This is a genomic window from Deltaproteobacteria bacterium, from assembly GCA_018668695.1.
GTDB lineage: Bacteria > Myxococcota > XYA12-FULL-58-9 > XYA12-FULL-58-9 > JABJBS01 > JABJBS01.
In genome coordinates, this window is sequence record JABJBS010000409.1 from 1 (window position 1) to 16637 (window position 16637).

The 16637-nt window shown below is 50.3% G+C and carries 16 protein-coding genes; 7 read left to right on the forward strand and 9 right to left on the reverse strand.

The window, feature by feature from the left end; all coding sequences use genetic code 11:
- The 3 genes from HOK28_24255 to lpxB all read right to left on the reverse strand — a co-directional run.
- Nucleotides 1-945, reverse strand: a 945-nt coding sequence (locus tag HOK28_24255; protein MBT6436224.1) for a hypothetical protein, incomplete at its 3' end; no start/stop codon positions are given.
- Entirely contained in the window at nucleotides 942-1652 is a 711-nt protein-coding gene (locus HOK28_24260; GenBank protein MBT6436225.1) for a polyprenol monophosphomannose synthase, read from the reverse strand. The genes HOK28_24255 and HOK28_24260, both read right to left, overlap by 4 nt.
- Nucleotides 1649-2809: a lipid-A-disaccharide synthase gene (gene lpxB, locus HOK28_24265; GenBank protein ID MBT6436226.1), complete on the reverse strand. Its 1161-nt coding sequence runs from the start codon at nucleotides 2807-2809 to the stop codon at nucleotides 1649-1651. Before lpxB ends, HOK28_24260 begins: the two co-directional genes overlap by 4 nt.
- 94 nt (nucleotides 2810-2903) lie before the next feature.
- Between lpxB and ftsY the strand changes: the two genes are divergently transcribed.
- The 5 genes from ftsY to gmk are packed head-to-tail and all read left to right on the forward strand — an operon-like array spanning nucleotide 2904 to nucleotide 6665.
- Nucleotides 2904-4175 (forward strand): signal recognition particle-docking protein FtsY, encoded by a 1272-nt coding sequence (gene ftsY, locus HOK28_24270; GenBank protein MBT6436227.1) that lies wholly within the window; start codon nucleotides 2904-2906, stop codon nucleotides 4173-4175.
- A gap of 55 nt (nucleotides 4176-4230) precedes the next feature.
- Nucleotides 4231-4563, forward strand: a complete 333-nt coding sequence (locus tag HOK28_24275) for a cell division protein ZapA (GenBank protein MBT6436228.1) — start codon at nucleotides 4231-4233, stop codon at nucleotides 4561-4563.
- 7 nt (nucleotides 4564-4570) lie between these two features.
- Nucleotides 4571-5578 (forward strand): sugar kinase, encoded by a 1008-nt coding sequence (locus HOK28_24280; GenBank protein MBT6436229.1) that lies wholly within the window; start codon nucleotides 4571-4573, stop codon nucleotides 5576-5578.
- Nucleotides 5566-6045, forward strand: coding sequence for an adenylyltransferase/cytidyltransferase family protein (locus tag HOK28_24285; protein ID MBT6436230.1), 480 nt, complete (start codon nucleotides 5566-5568; stop codon nucleotides 6043-6045). The genes HOK28_24280 and HOK28_24285 overlap by 13 nt, the downstream gene beginning before the upstream one ends.
- Nucleotides 6042-6665: a guanylate kinase gene (gene gmk / locus HOK28_24290; protein ID MBT6436231.1), complete on the forward strand. Its 624-nt coding sequence runs from the start codon at nucleotides 6042-6044 to the stop codon at nucleotides 6663-6665. Before HOK28_24285 ends, gmk begins: the two co-directional genes overlap by 4 nt.
- Nucleotides 6666-6675: 10 nt before the next feature.
- Here the strand turns inward: gmk and HOK28_24295 are convergent, their stop codons facing one another.
- On the reverse strand, nucleotides 6676-7827 hold the full coding sequence (locus HOK28_24295) for an alpha/beta fold hydrolase (GenBank protein ID MBT6436232.1): 1152 nt from the start codon (nucleotides 7825-7827) through the stop codon (nucleotides 6676-6678).
- A 181-nt stretch (nucleotides 7828-8008) separates the two neighbouring features.
- Between HOK28_24295 and HOK28_24300 the strand changes: the two genes are divergently transcribed.
- Both HOK28_24300 and HOK28_24305 read left to right on the forward strand, forming a co-directional pair.
- Complete coding sequence (locus HOK28_24300; GenBank protein ID MBT6436233.1) at nucleotides 8009-10111, forward strand: guanylate cyclase; 2103 nt, start codon at nucleotides 8009-8011, stop codon at nucleotides 10109-10111.
- A gap of 121 nt (nucleotides 10112-10232) precedes the next feature.
- Nucleotides 10233-11561: a hypothetical protein gene (locus HOK28_24305; GenBank protein MBT6436234.1), complete on the forward strand. Its 1329-nt coding sequence runs from the start codon at nucleotides 10233-10235 to the stop codon at nucleotides 11559-11561.
- On the opposite strand, the gene HOK28_24310 is transcribed toward HOK28_24305, so the two are convergent.
- From HOK28_24310 to mdh, 5 genes are all read right to left on the reverse strand, one after another.
- Nucleotides 11558-12109, reverse strand: coding sequence for a DUF4920 domain-containing protein (locus tag HOK28_24310; GenBank protein MBT6436235.1), 552 nt, complete (start codon nucleotides 12107-12109; stop codon nucleotides 11558-11560). The two genes, HOK28_24305 and HOK28_24310, sit on opposite strands and share 4 nt — an antisense overlap.
- Nucleotides 12110-12113: 4 nt before the next feature.
- A complete protein-coding gene (locus HOK28_24315) occupies nucleotides 12114-12860 on the reverse strand; it encodes a succinate dehydrogenase/fumarate reductase iron-sulfur subunit (GenBank protein MBT6436236.1) in 747 nt (248 codons plus the stop codon).
- Nucleotides 12857-14770 carry a fumarate reductase/succinate dehydrogenase flavoprotein subunit gene (locus HOK28_24320; GenBank protein ID MBT6436237.1) on the reverse strand — a complete coding sequence of 638 codons (1914 nt, stop codon included), beginning with the start codon at nucleotides 14768-14770 and terminating at the stop codon, nucleotides 12857-12859. The genes HOK28_24315 and HOK28_24320 overlap by 4 nt, the downstream gene beginning before the upstream one ends.
- Before the next feature lies 1 nt (nucleotide 14771).
- The gene (locus HOK28_24325; protein ID MBT6436238.1) at nucleotides 14772-15476 is read right to left on the reverse strand and encodes a succinate dehydrogenase cytochrome b subunit; all 705 of its coding nucleotides are present in this window, start codon (nucleotides 15474-15476) and stop codon (nucleotides 14772-14774) included.
- Between the two features lie 178 nt (nucleotides 15477-15654).
- Nucleotides 15655-16605: a malate dehydrogenase gene (gene mdh / locus HOK28_24330; protein ID MBT6436239.1), complete on the reverse strand. Its 951-nt coding sequence runs from the start codon at nucleotides 16603-16605 to the stop codon at nucleotides 15655-15657.
- Between the last annotated feature and the right edge of the window lie 32 nt (nucleotides 16606-16637).

A 16637-nucleotide genomic window follows, 5' to 3' on the forward strand; every position in this document is an offset into this window, starting at 1 on the left:
AAATAGAAACGCAGCAAAGAAGCTCATGTAGTGTGCGGGGTCAGCATCGTGGTGGTGGACCAACCAAGCCAAGACGCCGAGGAGCAACGCGAGAGCTACCGCACCGAGTATCTCCATGATGGGAGTGCGGACGGCACGAATAAAATAACTTATGAGCATCTGCGAGTAATAATGAAGTCCGGCTTGGTGTAGGCGCTCTTCTTCGCGTTTCTCACCGCCAAAGGCCTGAACGACCTGAATGCCTGCGAGAGCCTCATAGGAAACCGTATTGATGGAAGCTTGAGCTTGCTGTCCACGGCCGCTTACTTTTTTGAGCCACTTGGTAAATCGAACAAGTGGAATCACTGCAACAGGAACGGTGATGAAAGTAAGAAGTGCAAGTTTTGCGTCGGTGTAAAAAAGGTAACCAAGAAGGGCGAAGAGTACGAGAGGCTCGCGAAAGAGTGGCCCCACGCCGTAAAATAGAGCTTGTTCAACTTGGTTTGCATCGTTGGATAACCGGCTTAGTAAGTCTCCGTGTGAGCGCTTGACGAAAAAAGAAGGTGGTTGGTTCACCAGGGCTCTGAAAACATCGCGGCGCAGCTCTAAAAGACTTCGCTGAGATGCCTTACCCATAAGATAAAATTGCCCCGCCTGAGCAAACCCCTTGGCGGTTGCGGCAACGACAATGACCGCAGGCAGTAGCCAGAGGGCGTAGTCTTGAGCAAGATTTTCCAGACCGGTGAGCCATGAGTCCGGCAAGGTTTTCCAGGCAGAACGAATTTCACCGGTAGAGTCTTTTAAAACGTCTTGGACGTCGCCTGTAAAAATATATTTGAGGGCTGGGCCGGAGATGAAGGCATAGAACGCTGTGGTGATAGCGTAGAAAATCATACAACCAAAAGCCATGGCGACCGTTTGCCACTGTGATTGCAGATATGGGAATAGTCGCCGCATGGATTTCATCGTCTACGCCTTTGCCGAAGCATGGGCACACGAAGGATTGCTTCGACGACGATGTTGCCAGACATCTTTGATTCTCCGAGTTGACGCTCAGTGAAAATTATTGGCGTTTCATAAACGGAGAATCCCGCCTGAATGGCCAAGTATGTCATTTCTATTTGAAAGACATAGCCCGCCGATTGTAGCTCATCTAAATTGATGGTTTCCAGTACTTCGCGTTTAATACATTTTAATCCGCCGGTAACGTCGCGAATTGGGATTTGTAGAATCTTACGCGCATAGAATGAGCCGCATTTAGAGATGAGTTGACGTACTTTAGACCAATTCTCGGTGCCGCCCCCATCTACCCATCGTGATCCTAGAACCATGTCGTAGTGATTTGTGAGTTCTAATAATTTGGGAATCACCGCAGGTGGATGACTAAGGTCGGCATCCATTTGGATGATGTGGGTGTACCCTCTTGCCATTGCCCAGTGAAAGCCGCTGACATAGGCCTTGCCCAGCCCCGCCTTAGCTGCTCGATGAAGAACAAATACGTTGGGGCAACGTTCTGCTAGGTTGTCGGCGAGTTCACCGGTTCCATCAGGAGAGTTGTCATCAATGATGAGGATATCAATCGGTGCCGCTTGGCAAATGGCGTCGACGACCTTCTGAATATTAGCGATCTCATTGTAGGTGGGTAGGAGTACGACGGCTTTGAACTGACTCATGATTTTGGTTCCGCCGGTTTAATAAATTCCGAGATCGCGTCAGCCACCCGCCCAGCCACCGCCCCATCGCCAAGGCTTGCTCGAATTTTTTCGAATCCCTCCTGAAGGGAACTTTGTTTATCGGAGTTGTCGAGTATCTCTTTGAGTTCGTCTTTAAGCCGGGGAGCTGTAAAAGCGTTTTGGACAAGTTCAGTGACAAGCTCTTTGCCGGCAATCAGATTGACTAAGGCGATGTAGGCAACCTTCACGAGACGCTTCAATATAAAATGTGTGAACCAGGATACTTTATAGACCACAACCATAGGTTTATGGAGAAGCGCGGTTTGAAGGGTGGAGGTGCCCGAGCACACAACGGCTGCATCACAGGCACGAACAATTTCTACGGCTTGGCCGTCGATGACCTGCGCTTTGACATCTGCCTCTTCCACCAAGGTTTCTACCCAGCTTTTGGAAATGGTGCTGGCAACAGGAATAAAGGCGTGAATGTTTGGCGAGTCTTGCCGGAGCAAACCTACGGCTTCAAGCATAATAGGTAGGTGGCGACTGACTTCTTTGTGCCGGCTTCCAGGTAGGAGAGCGAGGATAGGCCCGTTTGGTTTTTGAAGACCGAGCTGTGTGCGTGCAATGGCCTGGGTGGGGGCATCGGCGAGTTCTTCCACTAAGGGGTGACCGACGAATTCGACGTCGACATCATGGCTTTTGTAAAAGTCTTTCTCGAAGGGAAGGATAACCAGCATTTTATCAACGAATCGCCGAATTTGTTCAACACGCCCTTGGCGCCAAGCCCAAATTTGGGGACTGATATAATAGACGACTGGGATGCCAAGTTTCTTGAGGCGCTTAGCGAGGCGGATGTTGAAGTCGGGTAAATCAATAAGCATGACGACATCGGGGCGGCGGGTCTGGGCTGCTTGGGTAAGCTCCCCCATGATCCGGAACATGCGGGGAAGGCCCATGAGAACTTCAGTGAGACCAGCCAATGACATCTCTTCGGCGGGCACCAGAGCCTCAAATTTATGTGAGCGCATCGCCTGGCCACCGACGCCAAAAATCTTCAAATCGGGGTCTCGGCGGTTGAGTTCCGCGACCACCTCGGCGCCGTGCAGGTCTGCGGAGGCTTCGCCCGCTACGATCATCATGGAATGCGATCTGGTCATGGCTGGGCTGCTATCACAAAGAATCTCTCTCGGAAATTCAATTAAGCGCGATTTCACAGCTCTTAATCTCAAGGCTTATTGACACCCTTCACCCATGCCAGCTACATCCGGCTGCATGAACGGCGAAATGATTGGCATGATTGTCCTAGCCTCCCTCACGGTTGGCTTTGTTTGGTTGGCTTTTAAGGCCATAAAACGCTCTGCTGAGCGCAAAAAAGAGCTTTACGCTGAGGAAGATTCGGCCGAGTTCGCTGAGCCCACGGCTCAGGTTGCACCTAAGGCCGAGCCGGAACCCGTTGTTGAAGCTGTTCCCGAGCCAGAACCAGTTGTAGAAGCCGCTGCCGAGCCAGAATCAGTTGTAGAAGCCGCCGCTGAGCCAGAACCGGTTGTAGAGGCCGCTGCTGAGCCGGAACCGGTTGTAGAAGCTGCTCCTGCCGGGGACGATCTTCGTCTTAAAGAAGGCATGAAGCGTACCAATGCCTCCTTCATGGGTAAGCTCGCATCCATTTTTAGTCGCAAAGGCTCGGTGGATGATGACGTGATGGACGAGCTCGAAGAGGCTTTGCTAACTGCCGACGTGGGTGTTCGCTTGGCCATGGAGATGGTCGACGACTTAAGGGCTAGAGTAGCATCTAAGGATCTCTCCTCGGGCGAAGAAGTTCGCGCGGCGCTTCGTGAGCACATCGAAAAGGCGCTGGATAAGGTCTCGAACGACGACGATCCTTTAGCCAAAGAGCCGAATGGATCAAAAGTGATCCTATTTATCGGTGTAAATGGAGTCGGAAAGACGACATCGATCGGTAAAATTGCCTCATTACTCAAATCTCGTGGTCATTCTGTGGTGATGGGGGCCGGCGATACCTTTCGAGCCGCCGCTGTTGAGCAGCTAAAGGTCTGGGGTGAGCGAACCGATTGTAAGGTCATCACGGGCGATGAAGGCTCGGATCCTGCCAGCGTTATTTATAATACGGTCCGCCATGGCTGCGAAGTTAATGCAGATTTTATTCTCGCAGACACAGCCGGTCGTCTTCATACCAAGAACGATCTCATGGAAGAGCTCAAGAAAGTAGGACGTGCGGCCGGCAAGTCTTTGGATGGAGCCCCACATGAGACCTGGTTGGTCGTGGATGGCACCACCGGGCAAAATGCTGTCCTGCAAGCACGCCAATTTAATGAAGCAGTCGGACTTACTGGCGTAATTCTTACGAAGCTCGATGGCACGGCCAAAGGCGGTGTGGTAGTAGGCATTGCAAATGAGTTAGCAATACCAGTTCGTTTTGTAGGTGTAGGTGAGCAAGCAGATGATCTGCGCCCATTCCATGCACCATCTTTTGTGAACGGACTATTTGAATCTTCTGCTGCTTGACCCTTGCGGCAAACCTTGGGTAGAGCAACAATCAGAGCTGGGGGCAGGAATATTCATGACACAATATGGTGGTAACGGCGGAAGCAGAACACAGACTCAAGAAGCGGTTGAAGTGACCATTCTCGGCCAGCGCATGCGCTTGAAGGCTGATGATGATCCTAGGCGTATTGAACAGCTCGCGACTTATATTCAACGTAAGGTGGATGAAATCTCGGCAGGTGCTGCGGTTGCGCCCACAAAACTGGCCGTGCTTGCGGCCTTGAATATTGCTGATGACTATTTTCGGGCCCTTGATGATAATCGACAATTCAAGCGTGAAGTCGCCGGTCGTTCTCGTGCGCTGCTCACAGAACTTGATGCCATAGGCCAAAATAATTCCAACGATTGAGGCGCGCGTGACTGCTACTGTTGCCAGTGCTCTCCAAAAGTTTTCCAATTGCCGGATTCTTGTTGTGGGAGACATGATTCTCGATGCCTATGTTTACGGCCAAACTTTGCGGGTCAGTCGGGAAGCTCCCGTTTTGGTTGTCCGTAAAGAGTCCAAAGAATATCGACTCGGTGGCGCCGCAAATACAGCTTTAAATCTAAGGGCACTCGGTGCTGATGTGGAAGTGGTCACCGGCCTGGGAAACGATGCCAACGGTGAAGTTGTCCGTAAGATGCTGCACGATGCCGGGATGGATATCCAAGGCGTTGTGGGATCGAAGACAACAACCTCTGTGAAGACGCGCGTGATGGCGGGTGCAGCGGGTACAGCACGTCAGCAGGTCATTCGTTTAGATGACGAACCAGACTCTTTGCCAGAAGAAGTTCACCAAGTGATCACAAAGCACTTGGCTGAGCGGGCCGAAATGGTCGATGCGATAATTATCAGTGATTATGGGCAAGGCGTTATTTCGCAAGCCACCATCGACTTAGCGGTAAAGCTTGCGGCCGACGGTAAGATTGTTTGTGTCGACTCCCGTTACCGGCTCAGCGCCTTTAAAGGCGTGACTGCGATAACTCCCAACGTGCCCGAAGCTGAAGCGGTGATTGGTTTTGAAATTGAATCACCGGACCAGGCATTGCGCGCTGGGCATGCGCTTAAAGAAAAACTTGGCGTGAAAGCTGTCCTTCTTACTCTGGGGCGCGGCGGCATGTCTTTGTTTACCGATGATGATGTTTCACATGTTGATATTGTTGGTGAGGAAGAAGTGACCGATGTTACAGGGGCAGGGGATACCGTTATGGCAACCTTTTGTCTGGCTGTCGCGGCGGAGCTTGGAATGGAAAATGCCATGCGCCTTGCCAATTGTGCCGCGGGTGTCACGGTAAACAAGAGCGGTGCCGCAACATGCAGTCCTGAGGAGCTTATCGATGCTTCCGTCCAGGCGTCCATGGAGCTTAATCCATGGGGCTCCTAGTCAATCTTGACGAGTTAACACTCCTAACGGACGCAGCCCATGAGCGCGGCGAAACAATTGTTCTAGCCAATGGTGCCTTTGACTTATTGCATGTGGGTCACGTGCGATATCTGCAAGGTGCCGCGGAGCATGGAGAGCGTGTGGTTGTCGCGGTGAATTCAGACAGCTCAGTGCAATTGTCAAAAGGTCCCAACCGGCCCATGATTCCAGATGCTGAACGAGCTGAAATCGTCGCAGCGCTGGCGGGAATCGATTGGGTTGTTGTTTTCGATGACAAGACCGTCGAACCTATCATTGAGGCTATTCGGCCGCATGTACACGCGAAAGGAACAGACTACACGGTAGAGTCTGTGCCTGAGGCTGCATTGGTGAAACGGTTGGGGGGCCGTGTGGAAATTGTGGGGGATCCTAAAGACCATTCAACCACAGAGTTGTGTGAGCAGCTGAAAGAGAAGCCTTCCGAATGAGTGAGTCAGTTTCTAAAAGAGGTAAGGCAATCGTTGTCTCGGCGCCGAGCGGCGGCGGGAAGACTACCCTGTGTCGGCGTTTGATGGATGAGTTGCCCGGACTATCGTTCTCGATTTCGCACACCACGCGGGCACCGCGCGGCCAAGAAAAAGACGGCGTAGATTACCACTTCGTTGATGAAGCAGAGTTTAAAGCATTGATTGAACAAGACGCTTTTTTAGAGTGGGCTCAGGTGCACGGTAATTATTATGGGTCCAGCTTAAGTGCAGCCAAGAGTCAGCTTGAGAGTGGTATCAACGTTTTATTCGATATTGATATTCAGGGCGGTTACCAGATCAAAGAGAAGATGCCAGAGGCATTATTAATTTTCATCGTACCCCCTTCAATGCAGGTTTTAGAGGAGCGTTTGAGAGGGCGTGCGAGCGATGTAGAGGATGTGATTCAAAAACGCCTAGAAGCTGCTCGTCAAGAGATTGAAGGTGCGGTCAATTACTCTTCTTGGATTATCAACGACGACCTAGAGCATGCTCTGCAAACATTTGCTGAGGTGGTGACCACGGGGCGCGTTGCGGAATTCAATAAAGACGAGTTGAAAAAACGCGTCCTCGGGGACGATTAGTTTTTTTGATTCAGCGCGGCCGATTGAAGGTCGCAGGGTTCAATTGATCAATAAAATCAAATGTTAGGCTACGCAGCTCAGCGCGAGACTGATCGTTTTCAAATTCTCTCCAGTGAATCATAGCATGCGGTACTTCTGCTTCAGTCGGGAAATGGTACCAGCCCCGGGTTGCGGTATTGGCTTCATAAACTTCTTTAAGAAGTGTACGGCTGACCACATTGCTTTCATATTCTGAACTAACGATTTGTAATGGTACCGATGAGTTTCCCGAGTCTGCTACAGCACGTTGACCATATTGAGACAGACCGAAAATCATTCCACCATCGAAATCAACATGCCCATCTCGTCCCCATGCATCTCGGTCGCTTTTTGCATTGCCAAAAACGATGGGGATGAGTCGTAAAAGATAGCTGGCAAAACCAAAGGTAAATCTATCTATGAATTGTGCGGCATTAACCAAGGCTTCTGCTGGGTTTGCTGGACTTAAGAAGGGGTCATAGAGTGTGGCGGATTGAATGTCTGGATACCGCCCAGCAATATCAAGGGCAATCGCACCGCCCCCTGAAAGTCCGACAATGCTGATTGGAAGCCCAACTGAAGCAGCCTCAGCGTAGGTTGCATCGGCGTAGTCGCGGTAAATTTGAGACTCATCGTTTTGAGGAAACCCGGTGGATACAGCTTTACCGGAGGAGTTTACGAGACCGTGCCCGGGAAGCCGTGGCGCGTACACATGGTACCCTTGGTCGGTGAGCTGGGTTGCCATGTGTTCGAATTGCCAAGTTCCGGCCGACCAGCCATGCAGTGCAAGAACAACTCCCTTTACGGGCTCGATTTGTGACTTTAGAAAACCACTGCGATTGCCAGGCTGTAGGTTCAACGCGGCCTCCGCGCTGAGCTTTTCTGCAATCACGCTGAACTCTTGAATGTCCACGAGAGGGGATGATGGAAAAACCGGGTTTTCAGTCCGTGCTATTTTTTCGGACTCAATTGATTGAAGGAGCCGAGGATCAACACCTGTTTTGGCATGATCGGCAGCGATGCGCTCGAAGCTATCAATAGGTAATGGCGTAGGTTGAGCTTTGTCTTCTTGGCGAGCGGTAGGAGCTTTGGCAGAGTTTATTAAAGTGGCAGCTTGTAGGGCGTGTGTTGTGATAGCAGTCATGATTTTTTCTTAATGTACTTGAGGGTAGATATTTAGGTTATCGGTACCATGAGCTAAAAGTTGCTGGCTTTTTTTTGTACCCGGCGGATTTTAATAATCTCGTGATAAATCAATGGCTTGGGAGCTTCAAATAAGGTTCAATAAGGGTATGCATTTGGTCAAGCTCAGGTGGGCGTCTTTATTGAGATGTGCGATTTTTATCGGCCTACCACTGCTCTTAAGTTCGGCGCTGCTCCTGGCGGAGTCTATTCAGGTCCCTGTTTTGGCTGGCCAAGCTCGAATACCTGTCAAAGAGATTTTTTTAATAGTCGATGATGCGGCACAACTTGAACTGAATGATATTCGAGACGCCAGCTTTGATTCTGTTTGGGAGCTGCGTGAGGGAACGCTTAATTTAGGTTACACAAAAAGCCATGCGTGGTTGAAGCTTCCGATCAGAGTTGATTATTCTGGTCAAGATTCGTGGTTGCTTGAACTGGCATATGCAAATCTCGACCAAGTGGATGTTTGGATCTTCAGTGGAGAACGGCTTTTGTCCGTTTATGAGACTGGAGACAGTCTGCCATTTGTTACCCGGCCTGTGGAACATCGAAACTACCTGTTCCCATTGCCTACCAAGGGTGTGGAAGAACTTACGGTTTATTTACACATCGCATCGACCACCAGTTTACAGGTTCCTTTAATGCTTTGGCGGTCGTCGGAGTTTTATCGGTCAGATCAGCGGGTCCAACTCATACAAGGTATGTTTTTTGGAATCATGTTGGTGATGGCAATTTACAATTTCTTTATATTTTTAGCGATCCGGGAACGCGCTTATTTACTCTACGTTGCTTTTGTTATGATGGAAGCTTCTTATCAGGGCTTTCACCAGGGTTTTACCTATCAGAACCTTTGGCCCAATAATTCATGGTGGCATTCTATCAGCGGTGGAGTTGCGATTTCATTAACCATCGCTTTTGCGGCATTCTTCTCCAACGAGATTCTAGAGCTTCGAAAACGCGGTCTAAAAAGTTATCGCTTTTTTGACGGGGTCGGGGCGATTGCCGTTGGTATAGCGGCGTGTGCGTTTGTCGTCGAATATTCATGGATAGCTCGCACAGTTTCCGTATTGGCCATTGTGGCTGCGGGAGGAATCATCTTTGTGGGGGTAGGTCGATGGCGAGAAGGCTTTCGTCCTGCCAAGACTTTCACCCTGGCTTGGTCAGCTTTCTTATTAGGTGCAGTTGTCTTCTCCCTGAGCAAGCTGGGTTTGGTTGGGCACAATGTTGTTACCGAATACGGTTTGCAAATTGGAGCAACGCTTGAAGTGATGCTTCTTTCAGTTGCTCTGGGTCAGCGTATCAACGAAGAAAGACGAGATAAATTTCATACCAAAGCGAGATTACTCGATGAGCAAATGCGTTTGGTGAAATCTTATGAGAGGTTTGTTCCGAGCCGTTTTCTAGCCCTGCTGGGTAAAGACAGTATTACGGAGGTAAAGCTTGGTGATCATGTGGCTATGAACATGACTATCCTTTTCTCAGATATCCGAAAGTTTACTTCTATGTCGGAGAAAATGAGTCCGAAGGATAATTTTATCTTTTTAAATGATTATTTAAAGCGCATGGAGCCCGTTATCGATTCTCATAATGGGTTTGTCGATAAATATATCGGCGACTGCATCATGGCATTATTCGACCGCAGGCCGGACGATGCTGTAGATTCCGGGATCTTGATGATGAAGGCTTTGGCTGACTTCAATGTGGAGCTTCGGGAGGCAGGCAAAGAGACCTTCGATATAGGTATGGGTATCAATTGGGGCGAGATGATGCTGGGTACCATTGGCGCGACGGGGCGTATGGAGGGCACGGTGATCAGCGATGCCGTCAATACAGCCAGCCGTATCGAATCGTTGACTAAGGTCTATGGGGCGCCGTTGTTGATCAGTGAGGCCGTTTTCGACCGGCTGGAAAATCCTGCAAAATTCACGGTGAGAATTTTAGATCGGGTACGGGTTAAAGGGCGGGTTGAACCGGTTGTGCTTTATGAAGTTTTGGATGTGCTGGAGCCTGCGCTACTGCAGCGAAGGGGCTCATACAAAAAAGATTATGAGCGAGCATTGCGGCAATTTTGGGCTGCGGATTTTAAGGGGGCCTTAGAGACCTTTGAACACTGCGCTGAGGTTGATCCAAGCGACTTGGCTGTAGCGCTGTTTATTCGCCGCTGTGAATGGCAAAGTCGTCAGGCCGTAGATACGAATTGGACCGGAGCCTTTGAAATCGAAGCTTTAAAGGAGCAAGGATAAAGACTCGGTGCGGAGAATTCGTGTCTGTGGTGGAAGCTTTATGTAACGCCAATTTTATGGGAAAGTCGCTAACGGTTATTTCAAGAGCGCCCACTTCAGGGAATGTGAGAACACGTTTTAAGTGACAATATTATATCAAATTTCAAGGTGGTTGGTTGTTATTGGGATTGGCCTGTGCCTGGTTTCAGAGGCGGGAAGTTACCTCGCGCTTCTACTCTCGGCCACTTGTTGGCTCGTTGCGGACTGGCGTAACCATGAGATGACACTCATCAAGTCTTGGAACACCTTCGCAGAAAGTTTAAGAACCAGGCAATGGTGGGCGTGGTTTGTATTGATTGCGACAGCATGGATTGCCGAGGGGCTGCTGGCTGCTTTGGTTCATGGCAACACCCCGCGGGTTTCTCATCTTTATAAGAGCTTGTTCATTTTGACCGCAGTGGTTGGTTACCGTGTCTTGCCTTCCTTTGACCGGTTGTTCTGGCGGCGCTTAATTGTTGGGGCACTCCTAGGAGCTGGGGTCGCCTCGGCTGCAGGGCTGATGCAATACAAAAAAGGCTCCTTTCCCATGGAGCGACTCTTGATGTCTGAGGCCGAGAAAACGGAGAAGAGGCATTACCGCGGGCAACTCTATATTCCGGGAACACGAATCAAGGCAGCAACCGGACCGCTGCGAAACCGGATTAAAACGTCCGTGACCCTTGTTTGGTCGTTGGCGCTTTTAGCTGGGCTTAGTGTGCTCGCAAAGACTTTTACCACCCGGTTGGCTTTGCTACTCGTGGCATCCATTTTAGGTTGCTTCAGTTTTTTCACGTTTGCAAAAGCGGGTTTTGGTGTCTCGATTCTATGCTTGTTGGGTTTGATTATTCTGGAGCGTATTCCGTCCTTGCGAGACTTACTCGGTGGTGTTTTGGCGGTAGCATTTACCGCAGGAATGGCGTTCGTCATCACGACAGGGGTGAACTACGCGCCTGATGTCAAAGCACCCATAGCCTTAGATAAGGTGAGTATTCGAGGCTTTGCTTGGTCCCATGGCGTTAAGGTGGCTTCAGCGCATCCCATCCTTGGTGCCGGACTGGGAACCTATTCAAGGTCTTCACGGGCCTTCTTCATCGATCCCGAATTGGCTCAGTCATACACCGTCAACAGTCATTGCCAGCACTTAACAGCTTGGGCGGAAGGTGGCCTTATCGGCGTGGGAGTCTGGCTTTTCCTTATGGCCCTTATTGGTTCTGCGATTCAAAAGAGTTGGCGAGTCCCGGGTCGGGAGTCTGACGATGGCTTTCGCGCGAAACGTATAGGGATGACGTTCGGATTGGTCGGAGCATTCTTGTTGTCGTTTGTTCACGACTTTTTATTCCACCCTTCGGTGGCTGCTCTTTTTTGGATGACGGTTGGCTTGGCAGGGTACTTGGCACTGAATCATCATTGCGATGATTCAGCCCGGGTTTAAAGTGTTAACTCAACACCCGTGGCTACGATTTGAACCTCTGTGGCTGTACCATCCGCATTCTTGTTCGCGAATGTGGCACCTTCACCTTCGAGGTGATCCACGTGGTCCTTACTAACAATCTCCAGTTTGGCTGTACCAACCAGTTGAGCGCTGCTTCCTGCTGAATCTAAAGGTACGAAGAATCCGTAGTCCTTAAAAGTCACTCGGCAACCCGGTGCTTTCGCGTCAGCTGAAGTGGCAAGCTCCATCCAGCAACCCTTCTTCGTACACGCCTTACGAACATGACCGGTTACACGCGCTGGGCTCTTAACGTATGCCTCGGGACTCTTTAGAAGAGTTTCAAGGGCTACCGCCGGAACTGCGTCAGTGAACGCCTCTCCGTAGAGCTTAGGGCCGACTGGGGCTTCTTGCTTTACGGGTTGAGCATCCGCTTTGATGACCGATTGGGCTTTAGAAGGAGCTGGTTCCACTGATTTGGACGGCTCAGTACCGGAGCTGCAAGCCTGCAAGAGACCTAGAGCCAAAAGAAGAGTCCCGAATTTTAACATGATGCTATTTTCCAGTTAGAACTGAGCGCGTGTACTCCAGGTTCAGTTCTGAAATATACTTAATTTTGATATCTTTAGGACAGACAGCTTCGCACTCACCTTGGTTGGTGCAGTTTCCGAATCCTTCTTCGTCCATTTGGTCGACCATGTTCTTGGCACGGCTGTCTCGCTCGGCTTGTCCTTGTGGGAGCCGCGCAAGTTGTCCAACTTTCGCAGAAACGAAAAGCATCGCCGACGCATTCTTACAGGTGGCAACACATGCGCCGCAGCCAATACAAGCAGCTGCATCGAATGCGTCATCAGCTATTGTCTTACCAATAGGATTTGCGTTTGCATCAGGCGCTCCGCCTGTGTTCACACTTACGTATCCGCCTTCTTGAATGATCCGGTCAAAAGACGAGCGGTCCACGACCAAGTCTTTGACGACAGGAAATGCTTTGGCTCTGAATGGCTCGATATAGATGGTATCGCCATCTTTGAATTTACGCATGTGGAGCTGGCACGTTGTCGTTGCTTTTTCCGGCCCGTGAGGCTGACCGTTGATGACCAAAGAGCACATCCCGCAAATGCCTTCACGGCAATCATGGTCAAATGCAATAGGTTCTTCGCCCTTGATAATGAGGCCTCGGTTGACGACGTCGAGCATTTCCAAAAAGGACATGTCTGGACTGATGTTGTCTGGCGTATAGCTCACCATTTGACCGGGTGTTTGGGCGTTCTTTTGACGCCATATGTGTAGTGTTAACTTCACTTGTAGCTCCTTGTCGCCAGCTTGACGTATTCGAATTCCATTTCCTCTTTATGTCGATTGGGAGTGTTGCCATATCCGGCATATTCCCAAACTGCAGCGTGGCAGAAATTCTCATCGTCTCGGCGCGCTTCGCCTTCTTCGGTCTTGTATTCTTCTCTGAAGTGACCGCCGCAAGACTCTTCACGAGCCAACGCGTCGTTACACATCACTTCACCAAACTCGAGGAAGTCAGCAACACGTCCAGCTTTCTCAAGCTCCATGTTCAGCTCTGCTCCGCTTCCGGGTATCTTAACGTTGGTCCAAAATTCTTCACGAAGAGAACCTATATCCTGGATAGCCTGAGTGAGGCCTTCTTTGGTTCGCGACATACCGCAGTGTTCCCAGCAGATTTTGCCGAGGTCACGGTGGAAGTCATCGACCGTTCTCTTCCCATCGAGCGAAAGAAACTTTTTGGTTCTATCTTCGCAGTCTTTAAGTGCTTGTTTGAACTCAGGGGCGTCGGTAGTGACCTTGCCCTGACCTGAAGTCGCAAAGTAATTACCGATGGTGTACGGCAATACGAAGTAACCGTCTGCAAGCCCTTGCATCAAAGCGCTGGCTCCCAGCCGGTTTGCACCGTGGTCGGAGAAGTTTGCCTCACCAGCAACGTGTAAGCCTGGAATGTTACTCATCAAGTTGTAATCAACCCACAAGCCGCCCATCGTATAGTGAATCGCTGGATAAATTCTCATCGGCGTTTCATATGGGTTGTCGTCGGTGATCCGTTCGTACATGTCGAAGAGGTTACCGTAGCGTGCGCTAACGGCATCCTTACCAACACGCCCGATGGCGTCTTTGAAGTCGAGGAATACGCCGCGTCCGCCGGGGCCTACGCCCATGCCTTCGTCACAAGCCATCTTGGCTGCGCGGGACGCAACATCACGAGGTACAAGGTTACCAAATGCAGGGTAACGACGTTCCAGGTAATAATCTCGCTCGTTTTCAGGAATCTGAACAGGCGTTCTTGTATCGCCTGACTTCTTCGGTACCCAGACACGTCCATCGTTTCGCAGTGATTCGCTCATCAGCGTTAGTTTAGACTGATGATCTCCGGAAACGGGGATGCAGGTTGGGTGAATTTGCGTGTAGCAAGGGTTGGCGAAACCAGCACCTTTTTTGTACGCGCGAGTCGCTGCGGTGACGTTGGAGCCCATTGCATTCGTCGACAAGTAGAAGACGTTTCCGTATCCACCGGTTGCGAGCACAACGGCATCGGCAGCCCAAGACTCCATCTTACCTGTTAAGAGGTTGCGAGTAATAATACCGCGAGCGTGGCCGTTAACGAGGACCAGTTCGAGCATCTCAGTACGGGTGTGCATTTTCACCTGACCCAAGTGGATCTGGCGGGAGAGGGCACCGTATGCACCGAGCAGCAGCTGCTGGCCGGTTTGTCCTCGAGCGTAGAATGTACGACTTACCTGAGCACCACCGAAAGAACGGTTTGCTAGGTAACCACCGTAGTCACGTGCAAACGGCACGCCTTGGGCAACGCATTGGTCGATGATGTTCGTGCTGACCTGAGCCAAGCGATAAACGTTTGATTCACGTGAGCGAAAATCGCCGCCTTTGACGGTGTCGTAAAAGAGTCGGTAAACGCTGTCGCCATCATTCTGATAGTTTTTAGCTGCGTTGATACCACCCTGTGCCGCAATCGAGTGCGCGCGGCGCGGGCTATCTTGGAAACAAAAGCAATCAACATTGTAACCAAGCTCGGCCATAGTTGCAGATGCAGCAGCACCAGCCAAGCCAGAGCCAACAACAATCACGCTGAGTTTACGTTTGTTGGCAGGGTTCACCAGTTTCATGTCGAAACGGTGTTTATCCCATCTGCCTGCAATATCACCTGTTGGTTCATTGGATTCTAACTTCATTTCAATGACCTCCTACTAAGCCAACTGCGCCGGTTAAGATGGCGATGGGCATGGAACAGTTGCCGACAACAACGAAGATAGACAGCGCCGGCCCCACCTTGTCAATCAGGGTATTGTATTTCGCATTTCGTAGCCCAAGGCTTTGAAAGAGGCTGGTTGCACCGTGATTAAGGTGCAGTCCCAACAAGACCATAGCGATAATATATGCAGCGGATACAGCAGGTTGCTGAAATCCTAAGACAACCATTTTATAGATGTCTTTGACTTCGGTACCGTCCGCCAGTTGTGTCGTTAAGCCGGTGTGGTCTGGCGTAGCACCGCCAAGCGTAAAATGCAGCAGGTGATAAACGACAAAGGCCAAAACCACGATTCCGCTCATTTTCATGTAACGCGAGGCAAAAGATGCCTGGACAGTTGTCTCATGAACGTAACGAACAGGTCTGGCTGCTTTGTTCAAAGAAGCCAAGCGAAGCCCAGAGGCGATGTGTAATACAACTGCGCCGATGAGCCCAAAACGTGCGACCCAAAGCAGTCCGCCGAGGTCGTGAAGCATTTTACCGTACGCATTAAGTGTTTCAGGCCCCAGGAAGACCTGAAGGTTGCCGACCATGTGCATGATGACAAAACCAATGAGCATGACACCGGTTACGCCCATCACGACCTTTGCGCCGATAGACGATTTAACGAAGTCAACCAACCAACTCATGGATGAACCCTTCTCATTATATGTAGGACCGATAAGTCTCGGTCGCTTAATCTAGGAACCACACTAGAAAACATCTCTTACGCCATTGAGCGATTTTTGCAAATCCTGATGGCGTAAGAGAAGATCCCCGCCGATTGCGGCCACAAAATTGTAACTTAGATCAGCGGGTAGATGCGACTTATGCTAGACGTTTATTAACCTGTTCGACCAGATCTTTAACGTGAGCAACACTCTTACCCATCAGCTCTGTGTCTGATTCTGAGAGCTTCACTTCAAGAATTCGTTCAACGCCGCCGGCTCCGATAACAGTTGGAACGCCTACATAGAGGCCGTCCACACCGAATTCACCGTTGCACTGTGCTGCTGCAGGAAGAACACGCTTTTTGTCGCGGAGATAAGCTTCCGCCATTTCGATGGCGGCTCCAGCAGGCGAGTAAAACGCGCTACCAGTCTTCAAAAGTCCAACGATTTCGCCGCCAGCCTTACGAACGCGGTTGGCAATGGCTTCAATTTGGTCCATTTCCATAAGCTGCGTAAGAGGTACTCCGCCTACATTTGAATACTCAATGACAGGTACCATTGTGTCGCCGTGTCCGCCGAGAACAAAAGTGTTCACGTCTTCAACAGAAACATTAAGAGCTTCGGCTACGAAGTATGCAAATCGACCTGAATCGAGCACACCAGCCATACCTACAACTTTCTTAGCATCAAATCCGGTGATCTCTTTCATGGTGTAAACCATGGCGTCGAGTGGGTTGGAAATGACGATGACGAATGCGTCTGGGCATTGCTTCTTCAAGTTTGTAGCAACGTCGGTCATGATCTTGACGTTGGTGTCGAGCAAATCATCGCGGCTCATGCCTGGCTTGCGTGGGATACCGGCAGTAACGATAACAACGTCAGCGCCTGCAACATCGTCCCAATTGCTGGTTCCAAGAATCTTGGCATCAAAGTCCTGCATTGGAGACATGTGAAGCATGTCGAGTGCTTTACCTTGTGGCATACCGTCTTTGATATCGAAGAGAACCACATCACCGAGCTGTTTTTGAGCTGCGAAAAGAGCCAGGTTACCACCAATTTGTCCTGCGCCAATCATGGCCAATTTTGGTCTTTCGAATGTTCGTCCCATTTTAATTCTCCTCAATACAAATAAATTAACTT

Excerpts from the sequence above, each read along its gene's own strand:
- HOK28_24295 (MBT6436232.1), bottom strand. The coding sequence starts at position 7,827 with ATGACTGCTATCACAACACACGCCCTACAAGCTGCCACTTTAATAAAC.
- lpxB (MBT6436226.1), bottom strand. The coding sequence starts at position 2,809 with ATGACCAGATCGCATTCCATGATGATCGTAGCGGGCGAAGCCTCCGCA.
- HOK28_24320 (MBT6436237.1), bottom strand. The coding sequence starts at position 14,770 with ATGAAGTTAGAATCCAATGAACCAACAGGTGATATTGCAGGCAGATGG.
- HOK28_24285 (MBT6436230.1), top strand. The coding sequence starts at position 5,566 with ATGGGGCTCCTAGTCAATCTTGACGAGTTAACACTCCTAACGGACGCA.
- ftsY (MBT6436227.1), top strand. The coding sequence starts at position 2,904 with ATGCCAGCTACATCCGGCTGCATGAACGGCGAAATGATTGGCATGATT.
- HOK28_24310 (MBT6436235.1), bottom strand. The coding sequence starts at position 12,109 with ATGTTAAAATTCGGGACTCTTCTTTTGGCTCTAGGTCTCTTGCAGGCT.
- mdh (MBT6436239.1), bottom strand. The coding sequence starts at position 16,605 with ATGGGACGAACATTCGAAAGACCAAAATTGGCCATGATTGGCGCAGGA.
- HOK28_24325 (MBT6436238.1), bottom strand. The coding sequence starts at position 15,476 with ATGAGTTGGTTGGTTGACTTCGTTAAATCGTCTATCGGCGCAAAGGTC.
- HOK28_24260 (MBT6436225.1), bottom strand. The coding sequence starts at position 1,652 with ATGAGTCAGTTCAAAGCCGTCGTACTCCTACCCACCTACAATGAGATC.
- gmk (MBT6436231.1), top strand. The coding sequence starts at position 6,042 with ATGAGTGAGTCAGTTTCTAAAAGAGGTAAGGCAATCGTTGTCTCGGCG.
- HOK28_24275 (MBT6436228.1), top strand. The coding sequence starts at position 4,231 with ATGACACAATATGGTGGTAACGGCGGAAGCAGAACACAGACTCAAGAA.